The organism is Paenarthrobacter sp. R1, from assembly GCF_030264015.1.
GTDB classification, from domain to species: Bacteria; Actinomycetota; Actinomycetes; order Actinomycetales; family Micrococcaceae; genus Arthrobacter; species Arthrobacter ureafaciens.
The window spans coordinates 964,499-985,369 of record NZ_CP127115.1; the positions used below are offsets into that span (position 1 = coordinate 964,499).

15 protein-coding genes are annotated in these 20,871 nt (G+C 61.9%); 2 read left to right on the plus strand and 13 right to left on the minus strand.

Annotated features, from left to right (window positions below; translation table 11 throughout):
• Positions 1–98: 98 nt before the first annotated feature.
• The 6 genes from tuf to rpoB form a co-directional block, all read right to left on the minus strand.
• Positions 99–1,289, minus strand: coding sequence for an elongation factor Tu (gene tuf, locus QN084_RS04655; RefSeq protein WP_021472401.1), 1,191 nt, complete (start codon positions 1,287–1,289; stop codon positions 99–101).
• A 233-nt stretch (positions 1,290–1,522) separates the two neighbouring features.
• Positions 1,523–3,637 (minus strand): elongation factor G, encoded by a 2,115-nt coding sequence (gene fusA, locus QN084_RS04660; protein WP_021472400.1) that lies wholly within the window; start codon positions 3,635–3,637, stop codon positions 1,523–1,525.
• A gap of 69 nt (positions 3,638–3,706) precedes the next feature.
• Positions 3,707–4,177, minus strand: coding sequence for a 30S ribosomal protein S7 (rpsG, locus tag QN084_RS04665; RefSeq protein WP_021472399.1), 471 nt, complete (start codon positions 4,175–4,177; stop codon positions 3,707–3,709).
• A gap of 1 nt (position 4,178) precedes the next feature.
• The gene (gene rpsL, locus QN084_RS04670; protein WP_009358312.1) at positions 4,179–4,553 is read right to left on the minus strand and encodes a 30S ribosomal protein S12; all 375 of its coding nucleotides are present in this window, start codon (positions 4,551–4,553) and stop codon (positions 4,179–4,181) included.
• A gap of 417 nt (positions 4,554–4,970) precedes the next feature.
• Entirely contained in the window at positions 4,971–8,870 is a 3,900-nt protein-coding gene (locus QN084_RS04675; protein WP_021472398.1) for a DNA-directed RNA polymerase subunit beta', read from the minus strand.
• 101 nt (positions 8,871–8,971) lie between these two features.
• Positions 8,972–12,478, minus strand: coding sequence for a DNA-directed RNA polymerase subunit beta (gene rpoB / locus QN084_RS04680; protein ID WP_031216553.1), 3,507 nt, complete (start codon positions 12,476–12,478; stop codon positions 8,972–8,974).
• Positions 12,479–12,892: 414 nt separating this feature from the next.
• Here rpoB and QN084_RS04685 point away from each other — a divergent pair, with 414 nt between their 5' ends.
• Both QN084_RS04685 and QN084_RS04690 read left to right on the plus strand, forming a co-directional pair.
• Positions 12,893–14,089 carry an acetyl-CoA C-acetyltransferase gene (locus tag QN084_RS04685; RefSeq protein WP_062097503.1) on the plus strand — a complete coding sequence of 399 codons (1,197 nt, stop codon included), beginning with the start codon at positions 12,893–12,895 and terminating at the stop codon, positions 14,087–14,089.
• Between the two features lie 14 nt (positions 14,090–14,103).
• Positions 14,104–14,580, plus strand: a complete 477-nt coding sequence (locus tag QN084_RS04690; RefSeq protein WP_069695782.1) for an aminoacyl-tRNA deacylase — start codon at positions 14,104–14,106, stop codon at positions 14,578–14,580.
• A gap of 118 nt (positions 14,581–14,698) precedes the next feature.
• Here the strand turns inward: QN084_RS04690 and rplL are convergent, their stop codons facing one another.
• The 7 genes from rplL to nusG all read right to left on the minus strand — a co-directional run bounded on the left by rplL (position 14,699) and on the right by nusG (position 20,791).
• Positions 14,699–15,079: a 50S ribosomal protein L7/L12 gene (gene rplL / locus QN084_RS04695; RefSeq protein WP_021472394.1), complete on the minus strand. Its 381-nt coding sequence runs from the start codon at positions 15,077–15,079 to the stop codon at positions 14,699–14,701.
• Between the two features lie 76 nt (positions 15,080–15,155).
• Entirely contained in the window at positions 15,156–15,755 is a 600-nt protein-coding gene (gene rplJ / locus QN084_RS04700; protein WP_021472393.1) for a 50S ribosomal protein L10, read from the minus strand.
• A 296-nt stretch (positions 15,756–16,051) separates the two neighbouring features.
• Positions 16,052–17,221: a GNAT family N-acetyltransferase gene (locus tag QN084_RS04705; RefSeq protein WP_031217388.1), complete on the minus strand. Its 1,170-nt coding sequence runs from the start codon at positions 17,219–17,221 to the stop codon at positions 16,052–16,054.
• Positions 17,200–18,324: a GNAT family N-acetyltransferase gene (locus QN084_RS04710; RefSeq protein WP_062099291.1), complete on the minus strand. Its 1,125-nt coding sequence runs from the start codon at positions 18,322–18,324 to the stop codon at positions 17,200–17,202. Before QN084_RS04710 ends, QN084_RS04705 begins: the two co-directional genes overlap by 22 nt.
• 147 nt (positions 18,325–18,471) lie before the next feature.
• A complete protein-coding gene (rplA, locus tag QN084_RS04715; protein WP_021474783.1) occupies positions 18,472–19,179 on the minus strand; it encodes a 50S ribosomal protein L1 in 708 nt (235 codons plus the stop codon).
• A gap of 226 nt (positions 19,180–19,405) precedes the next feature.
• On the minus strand, positions 19,406–19,834 hold the full coding sequence (rplK, locus tag QN084_RS04720; protein WP_021474784.1) for a 50S ribosomal protein L11: 429 nt from the start codon (positions 19,832–19,834) through the stop codon (positions 19,406–19,408).
• Positions 19,835–19,963: 129 nt separating this feature from the next.
• A complete protein-coding gene (nusG, locus tag QN084_RS04725) occupies positions 19,964–20,791 on the minus strand; it encodes a transcription termination/antitermination protein NusG (protein WP_021474785.1) in 828 nt (275 codons plus the stop codon).
• Positions 20,792–20,871: the final 80 nt, after the last annotated feature.

A 20,871-nucleotide genomic window follows, 5' to 3' on the forward strand; every position in this document is an offset into this window, starting at 1 on the left:
AGAAATCATAACAAAGAAGAACCCCACCGCCGAAGCGATGGGGTTCTTCTGTGGGTAACCTCCGTCAGCCGGAGACTCGCCCGATCGACAAGCAGAAACTACTTGATGATCTTGGTAACACGTCCCGAACCAACGGTGCGGCCGCCTTCACGGATAGCGAAGCCGAGGCCCTCTTCCATAGCGATCGGCTGGATGAGCTCAACGGTCATCTCAGTGTTGTCGCCGGGCATAACCATTTCCGTGCCCTCAGGCAGGGTGATAACGCCGGTAACGTCCGTCGTACGGAAGTAGAACTGCGGGCGGTAGTTCGAGTAGAACGGGTTGTGACGTCCGCCTTCGTCCTTGGAAAGGATGTAGACGTTTGCCTCGAAGTCGGTGTGCGGGGTGATGGAACCCGGCTTGACGACAACCTGGCCACGCTCGACATCGTCGCGCTTGAGGCCACGGAGCAGCAGGCCACAGTTCTCGCCGGCCCATGCTTCGTCGAGCTGCTTGTGGAACATCTCGATACCGGTAACCGTGGTCTTCTGGATCGGGCGGATGCCAACGATCTCGACCTCGGAGTTGATGGCGAGGGTGCCACGCTCGGCGCGGCCCGTAACAACGGTGCCACGGCCGGTGATGGTGAAGACGTCCTCAATCGGCATCAGGAACGGCTTGTCGCGGTCACGTACGGGGTCCGGAACGGACTCGTCGACAGCTGCCATCAGGTCCTGGACGGACTTGACCCAAACCGGGTCGCCTTCCAGAGCCTTCAGACCGGAAACGCGAACGACAGGAGCGTCGTCACCGTCGAAGCCCTGCGAGCTCAGGAGCTCACGAACTTCCATTTCAACGAGGTCGAGGAGTTCCTCGTCCTCGACCATGTCGGACTTGTTCAGTGCGACCAGCAGGTAGGGAACACCAACCTGGCGGGCGAGCAGAACGTGCTCACGGGTCTGAGCCATCGGACCATCGGTTGCAGCAACCACGAGGATTGCGCCGTCCATCTGGGCAGCACCGGTGATCATGTTCTTGATGTAGTCAGCGTGACCCGGGGCGTCAACGTGTGCGTAGTGACGCTTCTCGGTCTGGTACTCCACGTGGGAGATGTTGATGGTAATACCGCGCTGGCGCTCTTCCGGAGCAGAGTCGATGGACGCGAAGTCGCGCTGCTCGTTGAGATCCGGGTACTGGTCGTACAGCACCTTGGAAATGGCGGCAGTCAGCGTCGTCTTACCGTGGTCAACGTGACCAATGGTGCCGATGTTGACGTGCGGCTTAGTCCGCTCGAACTTTGCCTTTGCCACAGGTTCCTCCTAGAACGATTTCAAGTGACGTGCTCCTCGGCCGCGCTTTTCGCGGCAGAAACTCTAGCAAGTCTACTTGGGGGCTTGGTTTTGGTGAAATTTCAGATTCAGGAACCAATACTAGTTCCTGGAGTCTGTTCGCGCAGGGGGCCGGGCCACGACCTTCGCCGTGGCCCCGCCACTCGCGCTGAGATGCCTTCCCGGTTACCGGAATTGCATCCGCTACCGGGTGATTACTCGCCGCGGGTCTTCTGGATGATCTCGTCGGCTACTGCCTTCGGGACCTCCGCGTAGCTGTCGAACGTCATCGAGTACACAGCACGGCCCTGGGTCTTGGACCGCAGGTCGCCGATGTAGCCGAACATTTCGGACAGCGGAACGTTCGCACGAACAACCTTCACGCCTGCAGCATCTTCCATGGACTGGATCATGCCACGGCGGGAGTTGAGGTCGCCGATCACGTCACCCATGTATTCCTCAGGGGTACGGACCTCGACGGCCATCAGGGGTTCGAGCAAGACAGGGTTGGCCTTGCGGGCACCCTCCTTGAACACCTGGGAGCCGGCGATCTTGAACGCCATTTCAGAGGAGTCGACATCGTGGTAAGCACCGTCGAGCAGGATCGCCTTGACGCCCACCATCGGGTAGCCGGCCAGGATACCGAACTGCATGGCGTCCTGGATACCAGCGTCAACGGAGGGGATGTATTCACGCGGAATACGGCCACCGGTGACCTTGTTTTCGAACTCGTAGAAGGTACCGTCCGTGGTTTCCAGGGGCTCGAAGGAGACCTGGACCTTTGCGAACTGACCCGAACCACCAGTCTGCTTCTTGTGGGTGAAGTCAACCTTCTCCACAGCGCGCTTGATGGTTTCGCGGTAAGCAACCTGCGGCTTGCCGACGTTGGCCTCAACCTTGAATTCGCGGCGCATACGGTCAACGAGGATGTCGAGGTGGAGTTCACCCATACCCGCGATAACAGTCTGGCCGGTTTCTTCGTTGAGGGAGACCTGGAAGGTCGGGTCCTCAGCGGAGAGCTTCTGGATAGCCGTGGAGAGCTTCTCCTGGTCACCCTTGGTGTTCGGCTCGATCGCAACAGAGATCACGGGCTCCGGGAAGCTCATGGACTCGAGGACGATCTGGTTTGCGGGATCGCAGAGGGTGTCACCGGTGGTGGTGTCCTTCAGGCCGATCGCAGCGTAGATGTGGCCGGCGGTAGCGCCCTCAACAGGCATTTCCTTGTTGGCGTGCATCTGGAAGAGCTTGCCGATACGTTCCTTCTTGCCCTTGGTGGAGTTGACCACCTGCGCACCGGAATCAACGTGACCGGAGTACACGCGGATGAAGGTGAGCTGGCCGAAGAACGGGTGGGCAGCAATCTTGAACGCAAGAGCGGAGAACGGCTCGTCAGCGGAAGGCTTACGGGTCAGTTCCTTCTCTTCGTCACGGGGATCGTGACCGATCATCGCAGGAACGTCGAGCGGGTTCGGCAGGAAGTCCACGACGGCGTCGAGCATCGGCTGGACACCGCGGTTCTTGAAGGCAGAACCACAGAAGACCGGGTAGAGCTCGGAGTTGATGGTCATCTTGCGGATGCCGGCCTTGAGCTCTTCGAGGGTGAGTTCTTCACCTTCGAGGTACTTCTCCATGAGTTCCTCGGAAGCCTCGGCAACAGTCTCAACGAGCTGTGCGCGGTATTCCTCGGCCTTTTCCTTGAGGTCCGCAGGAATTTCCTGGACCTCGTAGGAAGCACCCATGGTCACGTCGCCCTTGGCGTCGCCCGGCCAAACCAGTGCGCGCATTTCAAGGAGGTCGACGACGCCAACGAAGTCGTTCTCGGAGCCGATCGGCAGCTGCATGACCAGCGGCTTGGCACCGAGGCGGGAGATGATGGTGTCTACGGTGAAGTAGAAGTCAGCGCCCAGCTTGTCCATCTTGTTGACGAAGCAGATACGCGGAACGTTGTACTTGTCAGCCTGGCGCCAAACAGTCTCGGACTGCGGCTCCACGCCTTCCTTGCCGTCGAACACTGCAACTGCACCGTCGAGGACGCGCAGGGAGCGCTCAACCTCAACCGTGAAGTCCACGTGGCCCGGGGTGTCGATGATGTTGATCTGGTTCTTGTTCCAGAAACAGGTCACGGCCGCGGACGTGATGGTGATGCCGCGTTCCTTTTCCTGTTCCATCCAGTCGGTCGTCGAAGCGCCGTCGTGCGTTTCGCCGATCTTGTGGTTCACACCCGTGTAGAACAGGATGCGCTCGGTAGTGGTGGTCTTGCCGGCATCGATGTGGGCCATGATGCCGATATTGCGGACCTTGTTAAGGTCGGTAAGCACGTCCTGTGCCACGGGGTCTCCCTTTCGGATGGACTGCACGTCCGCCGCCGGCTCGGTGGAGCCGGCGGCGTCCGGGAAGTTTTACCAGCGGTAGTGTGCGAAGGCCTTGTTGGACTCGGCCATCTTGTGGGTGTCTTCGCGACGCTTGACAGCGGCACCGAGACCGTTCGAGGCATCCAGGATTTCGTTCTGGAGGCGCTCGGTCATCGTCTTTTCGCGGCGGGCCTTGGAGTAGCCCACGAGCCAACGCAGTGCGAGGGCGGTGGAGCGACCCGGCTTGACCTCAACCGGAACCTGGTAGGTGGCGCCACCAACACGGCGGGAACGCACTTCCAGGGAAGGCTTGACGTTGTCCATGGCCTTCTTCAGGGCTGCGACGGGGTCGCCGCCCGTCTTGGCGCGGGCACCTTCGAGTGCACCGTAAACGATGCGCTCGGCGGTGGACTTCTTGCCGTCAATCAGGACCTTGTTGATCAGCTGGGTGACCAACGGGGAGCCGTAGACGGGATCTGAAACGAGCGGCCGCTTCGGGGCCGGACCCTTGCGAGGCATATTACTTCTTCTCCATCTTTGCGCCGTAGCGGCTGCGGGCCTGCTTGCGGTTCTTGACACCCTGGGTGTCGAGGGCGCCGCGGACGATCTTGTAGCGGACACCCGGGAGGTCCTTCACACGACCACCACGGACGAGCACGATGGAGTGCTCCTGCAGGTTGTGGCCAACACCGGGGATGTAGGCGGTAACTTCCACGCCACCGTTGAGGCGCACACGTGCGACCTTACGAAGGGCCGAGTTCGGCTTCTTCGGAGTGGTGGTGTAGACGCGGGTGCAAACGCCGCGGCGCATCGGGCTGCCCTTCAGCGCGGGAGCCTTGGTCTTGGAGACCTTCGGCGTGCGGCCCTTGCGGACCAGCTGGTTAATCGTAGGCACTTTCGTGTTCTCCGTTGTTTGATCTCTGCCCCCACGCACAGGCGCCAGCCGGTGCACATGTGGGAACTTTGGCGTTGCTCATGCGGCCGGCCGGAACTTCCGGTAGGCGTGCAAAAGTGCGGCATTCGTTGCGCAAGTTGCCCGCAACCCGGAAACAGACTCCACACCCAACACCATGAGAACAAAACCAAAATGATGCTGCGGCGGCCTTCATCCACTGCCACACAGAACAATTACATAAAGTCTAGCACGGCTTGATCTCCCGCCTTAATCGGGTGTATGGAGGACGACGGCGGCAGCCGGGTGCCGCCGTCGTCCTCCGCTCCCCCGGGCTGCGGCGGAGTGGCCGTTAACGCGCCGGGCCCCGCACTCCGAAGAATGCGGGGCCCGGCGTTCAGTCAATGACTAACGCTGCAATCAGCGGAAGTCGTTGCCGAGGTCGTAGTCATCCAGCGGGATGGCGTGGAACTCGGGGGCACCGTCCCCACCCAGGGCGTCATAGGAGAAGTCGGTGAAAGCGCTGGGGCCCGTGAACAGGCTTGCCTTTGCTTCTTCCGTCGGCTCCACAGTGACCTGCGTGTAGCGCGGCAGACCCGTACCAGCCGGGATGAGCTTACCGATGATGACGTTTTCCTTGAGGCCGAGCAGCGGATCGCTCTTGCCTTCCATGGCCGCCTGCGTCAGGACGCGGGTGGTCTCCTGGAAGGAAGCTGCGGACAGCCAGGACTCGGTGGCCAAGGAAGCCTTGGTGATACCCATGAGCTCCGGACGGCCGGAAGCCGGTGCCTTGCCCTCGGACACGACGCGGCGGTTCTCTTCCTCGAAGCGCGTGCGCTCTGCCAGTTCACCCGGCAGGAGGTCGGAGTCGCCGGACTCGATGACCGTAACGCGGCGCAGCATCTGGCGGACGATAACCTCGACGTGCTTGTCGTGGATACCAATACCCTGGCTGCGGTAAACGCCCTGCACTTCGTCCACAAGGAACTTCTGTGCTGCACGCGGACCCATGATGCGCAGAACCTGCTTCGGGTCCACCGGACCGTTGATCAGCTTCTGGCCGACACTGACGTGGTCGCCGTCTTCGATGAGGAGGCGGGACCGGCGCAGTACCGGGTAGGCGATCTCTTCGGAACCGTCGTCCGGAGTGATCACCAGGCGCATCTGGCGCTCGGACTCTTCGATGGTGATGCGTCCGGCTGCTTCCGCAATCGGTGCCACACCCTTCGGAGTACGGGCTTCGAACAGTTCCTGGATACGGGGCAGACCCTGGGTGATGTCGTCGCCACCACCTGCGGATACAGCACCACCGGTGTGGAACGTACGCATGGTCAGCTGGGTACCGGGCTCACCAATCGACTGTGCGGCGATGATGCCGACGGCCTCTCCGATGTCCACGGTCTTGCCGGTTGCCAGCGAACGGCCGTAGCACAGGGCACAAGTGCCGACCTTGGACTCACAGGTGAGAACGGAACGGACCTTGACCTCGGTGATGCCGGCTGCGAGCAGCTGGCCGATCACGACGTCGCCGCAGTCGGTGCCGGCCGGTGCCAGGACGTTGCCCTGGGCATCGACGACGTCGACAGCCAGCGTCCGTGCGTAGGCGCTGTTCTCGACGTTCTCGTCCAGGACCAACTCGCCGTTGGAGTCCGGAACTGCGATCGGCGTGACCAGGCCGCGCTCGGTTCCACAGTCCTCTTCGCGGACGATGACGTCCTGCGAGACGTCCACCAGACGACGGGTCAGGTAACCCGAGTTGGCGGTACGGAGAGCGGTATCGGCCAGACCCTTACGGGCACCGTGCGTGGCGATGAAGTATTCCAGCACCGACAGGCCCTCACGGTAGGAGGACTTGATCGGACGCGGGATGATTTCACCCTTCGGGTTGGCCACAAGACCACGGATACCCGCGATCTGGCGGACCTGCATCCAGTTACCACGTGCACCGGAGGACACCATGCGGTTGATGGTGTTCATCGGGGACAGGCTGTCACGCATCGCCTGGGCGATCTCGTTGGTTGCCTTGTTCCAGATCTCGATCAGTTCCTGGCGACGCTCGTCGTCGTCGATCAGGCCCTTGTCGTACTGGCCCTGGATCTTGGCAGCCATGTTCTCGTAACCGGCAAGGATGCCCGGCTTGGTGTCCGGAACTTCGATGTCGGAGATGGCCACGGTGACGCCCGAGCGGGTAGCCCAGTAGAAACCGGCGTCCTTCAGGTTGTCCAGCGTTGCCGCAGTAACAACCTTCGGGTAGCGCTCTGCGAGGTCGTTGACGATCCGGGACAGTTCGCCCTTGTCCGCAACAGCCTCAACCCAGGGGTAGTCCTCAGGCAGGGTCTGGTTGAAGATGACCTGGCCGAGGGAGGTTTCAACGAGAGCCGGCTGACCGGGCTCCCAACCTTCCGGAGCTTCCCAACCTGCGTAGGGAACGAAGTTCTCCAGACGGATCTTCACCTGGGAGTTCAGGTGCAGTTCACGGGCATCGTAGGCCATGATGGCTTCCGACACCGAGGAGAACACGCGGCCCTCGCCGGCAGAGCCGACGCGCTTGGTGGTCAGGTGGTACAGGCCGATAATCATATCCTGCGAAGGCAGGGTGACCGGGCGGCCATCGGACGGCTTCAGGATGTTATTCGAGGACAGCATCAGGATGCGGGCTTCGGCCTGGGCTTCCGGGCTCAGCGGCAGGTGGACTGCCATCTGGTCGCCGTCGAAGTCAGCGTTGAAGGCGCCACAAACCAGCGGGTGAAGCTGGATTGCCTTACCTTCAACAAGCTGCGGTTCGAAGGCCTGGATACCAAGGCGGTGCAGGGTAGGTGCACGGTTGAGCAGCACCGGGTGTTCGGTGATGATCTCTTCCAGCACGTCCCAGACCTGCGGACGGTAACGCTCAACCATGCGCTTTGCCGACTTGATGTTCTGTGCGTGGTTGAGGTCAACCAGGCGCTTCATCACGAACGGCTTGAAGAGCTCCAGGGCCATCTGCTTCGGCAGGCCGCACTGGTGCAGCTTCAGCTGCGGGCCGACGACGATGACCGAACGGCCGGAGTAGTCAACACGCTTACCGAGCAGGTTCTGGCGGAAACGGCCCTGCTTGCCCTTGAGCATGTCGCTCAGGGACTTCAGCGGACGGTTGCCCGGGCCAGTGACGGGACGGCCACGACGGCCGTTGTCGAAGAGGCTGTCAACAGCTTCCTGAAGCATGCGCTTCTCGTTGTTGACGATGATCTCCGGAGCACCGAGGTCAAGCAGGCGCTTGAGGCGGTTGTTTCGGTTGATCACACGGCGGTAGAGGTCGTTGAGGTCGGAGGTCGCGAAGCGGCCACCGTCCAGCTGGACCATCGGGCGCAGTTCCGGCGGGATCACCGGGACGGCGTCGAGAACCATGCCGAGCGGGCTGTTGTTCGTGGTGAGGAACGCGTTGACAACCTTGAGGCGCTTCAGGGCGCGGGTCTTGCGCTGGCCCTTGCCGTTCTGGATGATATCGCGCAAGGACTCAGCCTCAGCCTGCATGTCGAAGGTCTCAAGACGCTTCTTGATGGCTTCGGCACCCATGGAGCCCTCGAAGTACATGCCGTAACGGTCACGCAGTTCGCGGTACAGGCCCTCGTCACCTTCGAGGTCGGCGACCTTGAGGTTCTTGAAGCGGTCCCAGACCTGCTCAAGGCGCTCGATGTCGGCGTCGGCGCGCTTGCGGACGTTCGCCATCTGGCGGTCCGCGGAGTCGCGGGCCTTCTTCTTGTCCGCACCCTTGGCACCCTCGCCCTCAAGACGGGCAAGCTCGTCTTCAAGGTCGCGGGCGATCTGGGCGATGTCGCTGTCGCGGTTGTCGATCAGCTGCTTCTTCTCGAGGTCGTGCTCGACCTGGAGGTTCGGCAGTTCAGCGTGGCGGTTTTCCTCGTCAACGCTGGTGATCATGTAGGCAGCGAAGTAGATGACCTTCTCGAGGTCCTTCGGAGCCAGGTCCAGAAGGTAGCCAAGGCGCGACGGAACGCCCTTGAAGTACCAGATGTGGGTGACGGGAGCGGCGAGCTCGATGTGGCCCATGCGCTCACGGCGCACCTTGGCGCGGGTGACTTCAACGCCACAACGCTCACAGATGATGCCCTTGAAGCGGACGCGCTTGTACTTGCCGCAGTAGCATTCCCAGTCACGGGAAGGTCCGAAGATCTTCTCGCAGAAAAGACCGTCCTTCTCAGGCTTGAGAGTGCGGTAGTTGATGGTTTCCGGCTTCTTGACCTCACCGTAAGACCAGCCACGGATGTCTTCCGCGGTGGCGAGGCCGATCTGCATGAGGCCGAAGGAGGATTCGCTGGACATATGGTCCCTGTTCTCTCTTGTTCTCTAAATTCTGAAGTCTTGGTTACGGAAAGAGGGAGCTGCCCGGCGGGCGGTGCTGGCACCACCCGCCGGAGCGGCTGCTAGACCTCTTCTACGGAACTGGGCTCTGCGCGAGACAGATCGATGCCCAGTTCTTCCGCAGCCGTGAAGACTGCGTCATCAGAGTCACGCATTTCGATCGTGGTTCCGTCGGTGGAAAGAACTTCCACGTTCAGGCACAACGACTGCATTTCCTTGATCAAGACCTTGAAGGACTCGGGAACGCCAGGCTCGGGGATGTTCTCGCCCTTGACGATGGCTTCGTAGACCTTCACGCGGCCGTGGATGTCATCCGACTTGATCGTGAGGAGTTCCTGAAGGGTGTAAGCGGCGCCGTAAGCTTCGAGCGCCCACACTTCCATTTCACCGAAGCGCTGGCCACCGAACTGTGCCTTACCACCCAGCGGCTGCTGCGTGATCATGGAGTACGGGCCGGTGGAACGCGCGTGGATCTTGTCGTCCACCAGGTGGTGGAGCTTCAGGATGTACATGTAACCGACGGAGATCGGGTCCGGGAACGGCTCGCCGGAGCGGCCGTCGAACAGACGCGTCTTGCCGGAGGAGTCGATCAGGCGGTCGCCGTCGCGGGTCACGTTGGTGGAGTCAAGCAGGCCCGTAATTTCCTCTTCGCGGGCGCCGTCGAACACCGGGGTGGCAACGGTGGTCTGGCCGGTCTCACGAGGCAGGTTCGGGAGGTTCTTGACCCACTCCGGCTCGCCTTCGATCTTCCAACCGGTCTTGGCAACCCAACCGAGGTGGGTTTCCAGGACCTGGCCAACGTTCATACGGCCTGGAACACCAAGCGGGTTCAGGACGATGTCCACCGGGGTACCGTCTGCGAGGAAGGGCATGTCCTCGACCGGGAGGATCTTGGAGATAACACCCTTGTTGCCGTGGCGGCCGGCGAGCTTGTCACCGTCGGTGATCTTACGCTTGGCTGCAACGTAGACGCGGACCAGCTGGTTCACGCCCGGGGGCAGTTCGTCGTCGTTGTCGCGGTCGAAGACGCGCACGCCGATGACCGTACCGGACTCGCCGTGGGGAACCTTCAGCGAGGTGTCGCGGACTTCGCGGGACTTCTCACCGAAGATCGCGCGGAGGAGGCGCTCTTCCGGAGTCAGTTCGGTTTCACCCTTCGGGGTGACCTTTCCGACCAGGATGTCGCCTGCTTCAACCTCGGCACCGATGTGGATGATGCCGCGCTCGTCCAGGCCTGCCAGGACTTCCTCGGACACGTTGGGGATGTCACGGGTGATTTCCTCGGCACCAAGCTTGGTGTCGCGGGCGTCGATCTCGTGCTCCTCGATGTGGATGGAGGACAGAACGTCTTCAGCGACGATGCGCTGGGACAGGATGATGGCGTCCTCGAAGTTGTGGCCTTCCCATGACATGAATGCCACGAGCAGGTTCTTGCCGAGGGCAAGTTCACCCTGGTCCGTTGCCGGGCCGTCAGCGATGATGCCGCCGACTTCCAGGCGCTGGCCTTCGTTGACCAGGACGCGGTGGTTGTAGCAGTTGCCCTGGTTGGAGCGGGCGAACTTGTTGATGCGGTAGTTGGTTTCCGTGCCGTCGTCATTGAGCATGACAACCAGCTCGGCGGAAACCTCGGTTACCACACCGGCCTTCTTGGCGATGACAACGTCTCCGGCGTCAACAGCTGCGGCGCGCTCCATGCCGGTGCCCACGAACGGAGCCTCGGAACGGACCAGCGGCACAGCCTGGCGCTGCATGTTGGCACCCATGAGTGCGCGGTTGGCGTCGTCGTGCTCGAGGAACGGGATCAGGGCCGTTGCCACGGACACCATCTGGCGCGGGGAAACGTCCATGTACTGGACATCCTCGGCCGGAACCAGCACGGGCTCGCCTCCACCACCACGGGCACGGACAAGAACGGTCTCTTCGGAGAAGCGCTTGTCTGCATCCAGCGGAGCGTTGGCCTGTGCGATCAGGACCTCGGCCTCGTCATCTGCGGTGAGGTATTCGACGTCGTCGGAAACAACCCCGTTAGTGACCTTGCGGTACGGGGTTTCGATGAAGCCGAACGGGTTGATGCGGCCGTAGGAAGCCAACGAACCGATCAGGCCGATGTTCGGGCCTTCAGGAGTTTCGATGGGGCACATACGTCCGTAGTGGGACGGGTGAACGTCACGGACTTCCATGCCTGCGCGGTCACGGGACAGACCACCCGGGCCAAGGGCCGACAGGCGGCGCTTGTGGGTCAAACCCGACAGCGGGTTGTTCTGGTCCATGAACTGCGACAGCTGGGAGGTTCCGAAGAACTCCTTGATGGCTGCAACAACCGGGCGGATGTTGATCAGGGTCTGCGGCGTGATGGCTTCGACATCCTGCGTGGTCATGCGTTCGCGGACGACGCGCTCCATGCGGGACAGGCCGGTGCGGACCTGGTTTTCGATCAGTTCGCCAACGGCGCGGATGCGGCGGTTGCCGAAGTGGTCGATGTCGTCGATCTCGACGCGGAGCTCGTGGTCTTCGCCGTCGCGCTTGCCCATGATGGTCTTCTCGCCGGCGTGCAGCGCAACGAGGAACTTGATCATGGCGACGATGTCTTCAACGTGCAGGACCGAAGCTTCCTTGTCACCAAGGGAGCGGTCGATGCCCAGCTTGCGGTTGATCTTGTAACGGCCAACCTTGGCCAGATCGTAGCGCTTGGGGTTGAAGTACAGGTTGTCCAGCAGGGACTGGGCAGCCTCGACTGTGGGCGGCTCGCCCGGACGCAGCTTGCGGTAGATGTCCAGCAGGGCGTCTTCGCGGGTCTCGGTGGCGTCCTTCTCCAGCGTTGCACGCATGGAGTCGTACTGGCCGAACTCTTCGAGGATCTGGCCTTCGGTCCAGCCAAGGGCCTTCAGGAGGACGGTAACGGACTGCTTGCGCTTACGGTCGAGGCGAACACCGACCTGGTCGCGCTTGTCGATTTCGAGCTCGAACCAAGCACCACGGGACGGGATGATCTTCGCGGTGAAGATGTCCTTGTCACTGGTCTTGTCTGCAGCGCGCTCGAAGTACGCGCCGGGCGAACGGACCAACTGGGAAACAACAACACGCTCGGTGCCGTTGACGACGAATGTTCCCTTTTCGGTCATGAGCGGGAAGTCGCCCATGAACACGGTCTGCTGCTTGATTTCGCCCGTGTTGTTGTTCATGAACTCGGCCTTGACGTACAAGGGAGCCGAGTAGGTGGCGTCACGGTCTTTGCATTCGGCCATGGTGTACTTCGGATCAGCGAACTCCGGCTCGGAGAAGCTCAGGGACATGGTGCCCTGGAAGTCCTCGATCGGGGAGATCTCTTCAAAGATGTCGGCAAGTCCGGAGGTGGTGGCGACGCTGAGGTCGCCCTCCTCGACAGCCTTCGCTACCCGCGCCTGCCAGCGTTCGTTTCCGACCAGCCAGTCAAAGCTGTCTGTCTGCAGGGCGAGAAGATTCGGAACATCCAGCGGTTCGTGAATCTTTGCGAATGAGAGGCGGCGGGTGGCACCATCGGTGCTTGCCGTGTTAGCGGTTTCGTTATTAGAGGTGCTCGAGGCGACCAAGAGGGATCCTTCCACAGACCTTCAGGCGTTTTCAGATCTCCCCCGTTTGCATCCCGCGGAGTTCTCCGCGGCATACTTAATCCGGTTCCGCTATATGACCCGGACCCAGCCCCGCAAAAGGTAAATGCACGCCTTGGACGGCATGCCGATTGACGCAGCTGAGATGTAAAGCCCACCGCTATATGAAGGCTGAAGGTTAACAGGGAAGACGCAAATATCTACGATACGGCAAAGTAGCCTTTCTGTCTACCCCAGATCGTCCGGGATTGCAAGCACCGTTGCTGCAGGCATCAAAGCGAAGGCGCTCCACGGCCCCGGGCAGGTCTTCCGGAAGAGTGCCTTTCCAAGCCGGGTACCGGAGAGCCCGCCGCGCGATAGCCTAGGACGTAATACAACCGGACCGGAAGAGAGACCATGACAAACTCCGACGACAATGACGTTGTCATCCTTGCAGGTTCCCGGACCCCGCAGGGCCGCCTCAACGGGCAGCTGGCGGGCTTCACCGCCGTCGAACTTGGTGCCCATGCGATCACGGGCGCCCTGGCGGCGAGCGGTGTCAAGGCCGAGCAGGTGGACACCGTCATTATGGGACAGGTATTGCAGGCAGGCGCCGGCCAGAACCCCGCCAGGCAGAGCGCCATAGCCGCAGGCGTTGGCTGGAATATCCCGGCCGTAACCATCAACAAGGTCTGCCTGTCCGGGCTCACGGCGGTCATCGACGCTGCCCGGATGATCCGCGCCGGAGATGCCACGGTAGTTGTGGCCGGCGGACAGGAGTCCATGACGCGTGCCCCGCACCTCCTCCCCGGTTCACGCCAGGGCTGGACCTACGGAGCCGTCCAGGCCTTGGACGTCGCCGCGCACGACGGCCTGACGGATGCTTTTGACGGGCAGTCGATGGGACTATCCACGGAATCCAAGAACGTAACGCTCGGCATTGACCGGCGTGCCCAGGACGAGGTGGCCGCGGCTTCCCACCAACGCGCCGCCGCCGCAGCGGAGGCAGGAATCTTCGACGTCGAAATTGCGCCCCTCAGCGTCAAGCAGCGCAAGGGAGATCCCGTGGTGCTGACCTCGGATGAGGGGATCCGGCCCAACACCACGCTGGAAACGCTCGCCCCGCTCAAGGCAGCCTTCGCCACGGACGGAACCATTACTGCCGGCAACTCCTCTCCCCTGTCCGACGGCGCCTCCGCGCTGGTGTTGACCAGTCGCCGCTTCGCCAAGGACAACGGCCTCGAATACCTTGCCGTCGTGGGCAAGCCGGGGCAGGTGGCCGGACCGGACAATTCCCTGCACTCGCAGCCTTCCAACGCCATTGCACAGGCTCTGAAGAAGGCCGGCTGGGCTGCCGAAGACCTGGATTTCATAGAGATCAATGAGGCCTTCGGGTCCGTTGCCGTCCAGTCCCTCAAGGACCTCCAATACCCCTTGGAAAAGTGCAACATCCACGGTGGAGCGATTGCCCTGGGCCACCCCATCGGCGCCTCCGGAGCCCGCCTGGCCCTGCACGCGGCGCATGAGCTCCGACGGAGGGGAACCGGCAAGGCCGCCGTATCCTTGTGCGGCGGCGGAGGCCAAGGCGAAGCCCTCCTCCTGTACCGCGACTAAGGGAGGTCCGGACCATGGCCCACGCCAACGGCGCCCAACGGTTCCTGGATGATGCCGCCGCCCGCGGACTGGACGTGGACGTCGTCGAACGTCCGGCAGCCCGCAGCCTGGAAGAAGCGGCGAGCATCCTCGGAATCACTCCCGCTGACATCGTGAAGTCCCTCGTGGTCAAACACAGGGACGGCACGTTCCTTTTCGCGCTCATTCCCGGAGACCGGCAGATCTCCTGGCCGAAGCTGCGTGCCTTGGTGGGGGTCAACAAACTCTCGCTGCCGGCTGCGGACGTAGCGCAGGAAGCCACCGGCTACGAACGCGGGACCATCACTCCGCTGGGCAGCACGAACGCCTGGCCCGTCTATGCTGACGCCTCGATCGCGGGCCGCCGGATCTCGATGGGGGCCGGTGCGCACGGGCGCAGCGCCTTCGTGGATGCCGACGCGCTGACGGCGGCGCTGAACGCAATCGTGGCAGACATCAGCGAACCCAACTAGGTCGCATCTGTGCGCGTTCTGAGCCCTCAAAACGCGCACTAATGCGACCTGGTTGGGTGCTTTAACAGCAGAAAGCCCCGTCCGGCGAACCGGACGGGGCTTCCCAAAGCAGAACGAGTTACTTGAGGGTAACCGTTGCGCCAGCTTCTTCGAGCTGAGCCTTTGCCTTCTCTGCGGCTTCCTTGGTGGCGCCTTCGAGAACAGCCTTCGGTGCACCGTCAACCAGGTCCTTGGCTTCCTTGAGGCCGAGGGAGGTGATGGCGCGAACTTCCTTGATCACTGCGATCTTCTTGTCGCCGGCTGCTTCGAGGATGACGTCGAATTCGGTCTTCTCTTCAGCAGCTTCAGCACCGGCGCCGCCGCCGGCGGGGCCTGCAACTGCAACAGCAGCAGCAGTAACTTCGAAGGTCTCTTCGAAGAGCTTGACGAACTCGGAGAGCTCGATGATGGTCAGTTCCTTGAAAGCTTCAATGAGCTCTTCGTTGCTGAGCTTCGCCATGGTGGCGTCCTTCCATTAGGTGGTGCTGGTCCGGACCTTGCCGTTCCGTGCACCGGAGTTTGATTGGGGGGAGAACTTAGTTCTCTTCGGTTGCAGCTTCGGCAGCAGCCGGTGCTTCTTCAGCAGCCGGAGCTTCCTCGGTTGCAGCCTCTTCAGCCGGTGCTTCTTCAGCGGCCGGTGCAGGAGCGCCGCCCTCTTCTTCAAGCTTGAGGCGCAGGGCATCGATGATGCGTGCAGCAGCGGATGCAGGAGCCTTGAGGACACCGGCAACACGTGCAAGCTGGAACTCGCGGGACTCGAGGGCAGCCAGTGCGGCGACACCCTCAGCGTCCAGTGCCTTGCCTTCGAACAGGCCGGTCTTGATGACCAGCTGCTTGTTGGCCTTGGCAAAGTCCGTCAGGCTCTTTGCAGCAGCAACGGCGTCGCCCTTGATGAAGGCGATCGCAGTGGGGCCGGCGAGCTGGCCGTCGAATGCATCGACACCAGCTTCCTTGGCTGCAATGGCGCTCAGGGTGTTCTTGACGACCGAGAACTTGGTGTCCTGGCCGAGAGCAACACGGAGTTCCTTGAGCTGCGCAACAGAGAGCCCACGGTATTCGGTCAGGACAGCCGCAGTCGATTCCTTGAAATCGTTGGTGATCTCTGCAACTGCGGAGACCTTGCTAGGCGTTGTCATAACCCTCCTTCCGGGGAATAAAGCCGGTCTTCCGGGTCCCCGCTCACGAGAGCTAAAACTAAAAACGCCCCGCGCAGATGCACGGGGCTTGGCTCAACACAGCTTTACTGTGGAGACTCAACTCGTTCACCTGCGTTGGCCGCCCTATGTCAGGGTCCTTCGTCAAGAAATTCACCTTGTTCTCACGGGCGTAGCTACAGAGCTGAGCTTTGCTCGAAAGGGTGGATTCCCATCAACCGACGGTCTTTGGTAATTCAAGGTTACGGGAGACGGCATGCGAACTCCAAATCGGCCCCCTAGTCCGATGTGGTCGCCCCGGCCGAGCGGCGCGGCAGTTCCTTTTGCCACAGTCCGGTGACTCCCGCCGTCGTGAATCCCAACTGCTTGTTGACCGTCAGGAGGTAGCGGTTCTCCGGCGCGTTCCACGTGTAGATCACCCTGGCGTCCGGGAACTGCTCACTCAGGCGTTCCATGTTGGCCACCTTGATCAGGAGCCCCAGCTTGTTCCCCCGGTGCTCCTGCAGGACCAAGGTGTCATCCTGGAAGACGACGTCCTGGCGGTGGGCCAGAACGCTGATGGTGGTCAGGCCTACCAGCTTCCCGGTGGCAACATGCTCGACGGCGGTAACAACCGTCCGCCTTCCCTGCGCCATGGCTGCGTCTTCCGTTTCCCGCAATACCGCAGCGTCGAAGACCATGCCGGTGTCCGCCCCGGCCGGCTCGTCGGCCTCGTCCTCGCCGTGGACCACTTCGCCGGCAGCGTTCTCCAGCTCCGCCACGCCCTCGAGCAACCGCTCAGGGCAGCGGTCAGTCCAGTGGTGCAACGCGTAGCGGCCGGCGTTGGCTTCCTCGGCTTCGGCCTGGAGATCCGCCACCAGCTTGGAATCCAGCGGAAGGACACATGAGCTGAACTGCTCGATGTGCTGCAGCGTATAGCCCGCCCGCTGTGCGAAGTCCACCTCACGGCTGCTGACAGGAACGAAGCCAGGCCCGGTGCCGGGAATGAGCTGGTCTTCCGGAATCTCGGTCAGGGACGTTGCCGGGTGGTTGGTGTCCACCAGGACCATGGTGCGGCCCTCTGCCCGGGCGAGCTGTTCCGCGGCTTCGAGGAGGTGGCGGCCCACGCCCCTGCGCTGGTATTCGGGCAGGACATCCAAGGTGAATTCGGCCAGGTCGATGTTGTCAGCCAACGGCAAGGCGATGTCTATGGTTCCTACAATTTTGCCATCCACTTTGGCGACCAGGATGATCTGGCGTTCGTAGGGATCGGAGAACTCCAGCATTTTCTCCAGCGGCGTGTAGGCGAGGTCGTCACTCCCCCAGGTCTGCATCCGCACCCGCCGGGCAACCTCGACCGCGTCGAGGAAGTCCTTGGCGTCCGGGCTGTCCAGGTTGTCGGGAACCCATGCCTGCTCAACCTCGACGGTCTTCGCCTCTTCTAAAGTCATACCAACCGTTTCTGCCATTCGCCTTCAAAGCCGGAAGGTTTGAATCCCAAGGCGATATTAATGGCCAGCATATGCTGGTTTTCACTGGCATTCCATGTCATGACGGACGTACCTGCAGGCCAGGCCAGCACTGCTTTGCGCAGGTTGGCAATTTTCACCAGCATTCCCAAACGGTGTCCCCGATGGGCCGGGTCCACGAGGGTGTCCTCCTGGAAAATCACCGCCGGCATGGCCTCCCGATGAACCAGCGCGGTATAGGCAGCCAGTTCCCCTGAGTCGTTGTGCCGGGCGACGGAAACCACTGCGTCCAAACCGCCCGCACGCCAGGTGGCTTCTTCCTGCCGCACCCTTGCCGCATCCCATGCTTCGCCTTCCCACCCGAGTCCGGCGATGGGAACTTCCGTGCTCATAAGGCTCTTGAGCCGCGCATAGGCTTCAACAAACTCATCCGGGCAACGATCCGACCACGTGATGACACTGTAAGCCGTGGAACGGGACCGGGCGTCCGCCTCCAGGGCGTCGATGTGCGTCGCGTCAAAGGGCAGCGCCAGGCTGCTGTTGGTCTCCACCTGTTCCAGCGAGTAGCCGCAGTGAACGGCGAAGCGGGTTGAGGCGCTGTCCCGGGGCACACCGCCGCTGCCCGATGCGGCTTCCAACAGAGGCACGCCCGCCAGCACGGGCGCGATTGGCTCACCGCAGTAACCGTCGAAGGAGCTCCGGCCACGGTCTTGGGCCACGCCCTCCAATACCCCCAGGATCACCGACCCGAAACCGCGGCGACGAAAAGGTGCGTCCACCAGGACGTGTACGCCCGCCGTCGTCGTATTTTCACTCAAGGGAAGCGTCAACGTGCCGCAGCCGACAATCCGCCCCTCGAGACGTGCCACGTAGACGTGACGTTCTTCGTATTCGTTTCCCCGCCAGAAGGCTATGTCCTCCTCAAGGGTGGCGGCCCGGTCCGCAGTGCCCCACAGGGCCAGTTCGTGGCGTACGCCAAGTTCATGGAAGGCCCTGAAGTCCGGAGTGATGCGCGCCCCGGGACCGTCCGGGGCGTTGATCCGCTCCACGGTTGGTCCCGCGTTGCTTAATTCGCCGCTGTTCATAAGGTTCGACGATGTCACGCCCCACAGCCTAGGGTCCGCGGTCAGGCGGTACAAGACCCCGCCCGGGACACCGAAGTCGGGCCCTCCGTCGCACCGGGCAGGAATGCGGAAAGGACCGCCCGGCAATGCCGGACGGTCCTTTCAGAGCCGATGCTCGTCGAATGCTTACGCCTCGATGAGAACCTTGGTGACGTTCGGGTCAACGGAGATACCCGGGCCGAACGTGGTGGCAACGGTGGCCTTCTGGATGTAGCGGCCCTTGGAAGCGGACGGCTTCAGGCGAAGAACCTCTTCCAGTGCGGCGGCGTAGTTCTCGGCCAGCTTGGTGGCGTCGAAGGAAACCTTGCCGATGATGAAGTGCAGGTTCGAGTGCTTGTCGACGCGGAAGTCGATCTTGCCACCCTTGATGTCGTTGACAGCCTTGGTGACATCCGGGGTAACCGTGCCGGTCTTCGGGTTCGGCATGAGGTTACGCGGGCCGAGGACCTTACCGAGGCGGCCAACCTTGCCCATGAGGTCAGGGGTGGCAACGGCTGCGTCGAAGTCGGTCCAGCCGCCGGCGATCTTTTCGATCAGGTCATCGGAGCCAACGAAGTCGGCGCCGGCTGCGATTGCTGCCTCAGCCTTGTCACCGGTTGCGAAAACCAGGACACGGGCGGTCTTGCCGGTGCCGTGGGGGAGGTTGACCGTGCCGCGGACCATCTGGTCTGCCTTGCGGGGGTCAACGCCGAGGCGGAAAGCAACCTCAACCGTTGCGTCGAACTTCGACGGGTTGGTTTCCTTTGCCAGGGTGATTGCCTCGAACGGGGCGTAGGCCTTGCCTGCCTCGATCTTGGCTACGGCTGCCTCATATGCTTTGCTGCGCTTTGCCATGCTGCTTGTTTCTCCTTGTGCAGTTGTGGTCTTCGGACCGCGCTGGGCCCTGCCACAGTCGTGGATCCGGCAAAGGATCCTGCGACATTTCTATGTTCGGTTGCCGGTTTCCCGGCGGGTGAAGGCTGTAATTAGCCCTCGACGGTACCTAATGGTCGAAAGTCTCCGGGACTCACTTCCGGCGAGTGCCTCGTTCCTCAGCCCTCACCGTACGTTCATTCCTCGACTATTCGACGGTGATGCCCATGGAGCGGGCAGTGCCGGCGATGATCTTGGCAGCAGCCGCGATGTCGTTGGCGTTGAGGTCTTCCATCTTGGTGGAAGCAATTTCCTCGACCTGTGCCTGGGTCAGCTTGGCAACCTTGACGGTGTGCGGGGTAGCCGAACCCTTGGCGACGCCTGCAGCCTTCTTGATGAGCTCTGCAGCCGGCGGGGTCTTGGTGATGAAGGTGAAGGAGCGGTCTTCGTAGACCGTGATTTCCACCGGAATGACGTTTCCGCGCTGGGATTCCGTAGCAGCGTTGTACGCCTTGCAGAATTCCATGATGTTGACACCGTGCTGGCCAAGCGCAGGACCGATCGGCGGAGCCGGGTTAGCGGCACCTGCCTGGATCTGCAACTTGATGAGGCCGGTGACCTTCTTCTTGGGAGCCAATGTAGGGTCCTTCTCTCAATAGCTTCCTGGGGCACAGGAGCGCGTCCCAGGTTGGTGGCCGCCATGGCAAGGCGACCGGCCGCTACCAAGCCGCTAAGCAGGCGGCCGGGAGCGAAATCTGTGTATCAGCTAGATCTTGGTGACCTGGTTGAATGCAAGCGTAACCGGGGTTTCGCGCTCGAAGATGGAGACCAGCACCACGAGGGTCTGGGACTCGGGCTTGATCTCGGAGATCGTTGCCGGAAGGGTTTCGAACGGGCCCTCCTTGACGATGACGGACTCGCCGACTTCGAAGTCCACGGCCACCGGAGCCTGCTGCTGCTTGTTGACCGGCTTGCCCTTCTCAGCCTGTTCTTCTTCGAAGACCGGGGCAAGCATGGAGAAGACCTCGTCAAGGCGGAGCGGAACGGGGTTGTGGGCGTTACCCACGAAGCCCGTGACACCGGGGGTGTGGCGGACGGCGCCCCAGGAAGCGTCGGTCAGGTCCATGCGGACCAGCACGTATCCGGGAATGCGTACGCGGTTGATGACCTTGCGCTGCGCGTTCTTGATCTCGACGACTTCTTCCATCGGAACCTGGATCTCGAAGATGTAATCTTCCATGTCCAGGGTCTGGATGCGGGTCTCGAGGTTGGCCTTCACGCGGTTCTCGTAGCCTGCGTAGGAGTGGATGACGTACCAGTCACCTTCCTGGCGGCGCAGCTTGGCCTTGAATTCCTCGGCCGGATCAGCCGGGGCGGCGGCAGCGGCAGATTCCAAGGAGACGCCCTCTTCCGAATCGTCTTCTTCGTCTACCTCGGAAGTGGACTCGTCGTCCACGTCAGCGTCTTCGGATTCGTCGACGTCGGCAGTTTCGGGCGCAGCGGAATCAACCTCGGACTCGTCTGCGGTTACGGCCGCATTCTCTGCGGTCCCGTCCAGCTCAGTCTCGTTTACCTCGAGCTCCTGCTCAGACACTTGGTCTCCTGCTTCCTCATTGCCTAACATGCCTATTTAAATGGCTCAATTCCGCAAACCCCGCAAAATCCCTGAAACCA

Bases quoted from the DNA above. Each gene is read 5' to 3' on its own strand.
- rpsG (WP_021472399.1), bottom strand. From the start codon at position 4,177: ATGCCTCGCAAGGGTCCGGCCCCGAAGCGGCCGCTCGTTTCAGATCCC.
- QN084_RS04675 (WP_021472398.1), bottom strand. From the start codon at position 8,870: ATGTCCAGCGAATCCTCCTTCGGCCTCATGCAGATCGGCCTCGCCACC.
- rplL (WP_021472394.1), bottom strand. From the start codon at position 15,079: ATGGCGAAGCTCAGCAACGAAGAGCTCATTGAAGCTTTCAAGGAACTG.
- QN084_RS04685 (WP_062097503.1), top strand. From the start codon at position 12,893: ATGACAAACTCCGACGACAATGACGTTGTCATCCTTGCAGGTTCCCGG.
- QN084_RS04705 (WP_031217388.1), bottom strand. From the start codon at position 17,221: ATGGCAGAAACGGTTGGTATGACTTTAGAAGAGGCGAAGACCGTCGAG.
- QN084_RS04690 (WP_069695782.1), top strand. From the start codon at position 14,104: ATGGCCCACGCCAACGGCGCCCAACGGTTCCTGGATGATGCCGCCGCC.
- rplA (WP_021474783.1), bottom strand. From the start codon at position 19,179: ATGGCAAAGCGCAGCAAAGCATATGAGGCAGCCGTAGCCAAGATCGAG.
- rplJ (WP_021472393.1), bottom strand. From the start codon at position 15,755: ATGACAACGCCTAGCAAGGTCTCCGCAGTTGCAGAGATCACCAACGAT.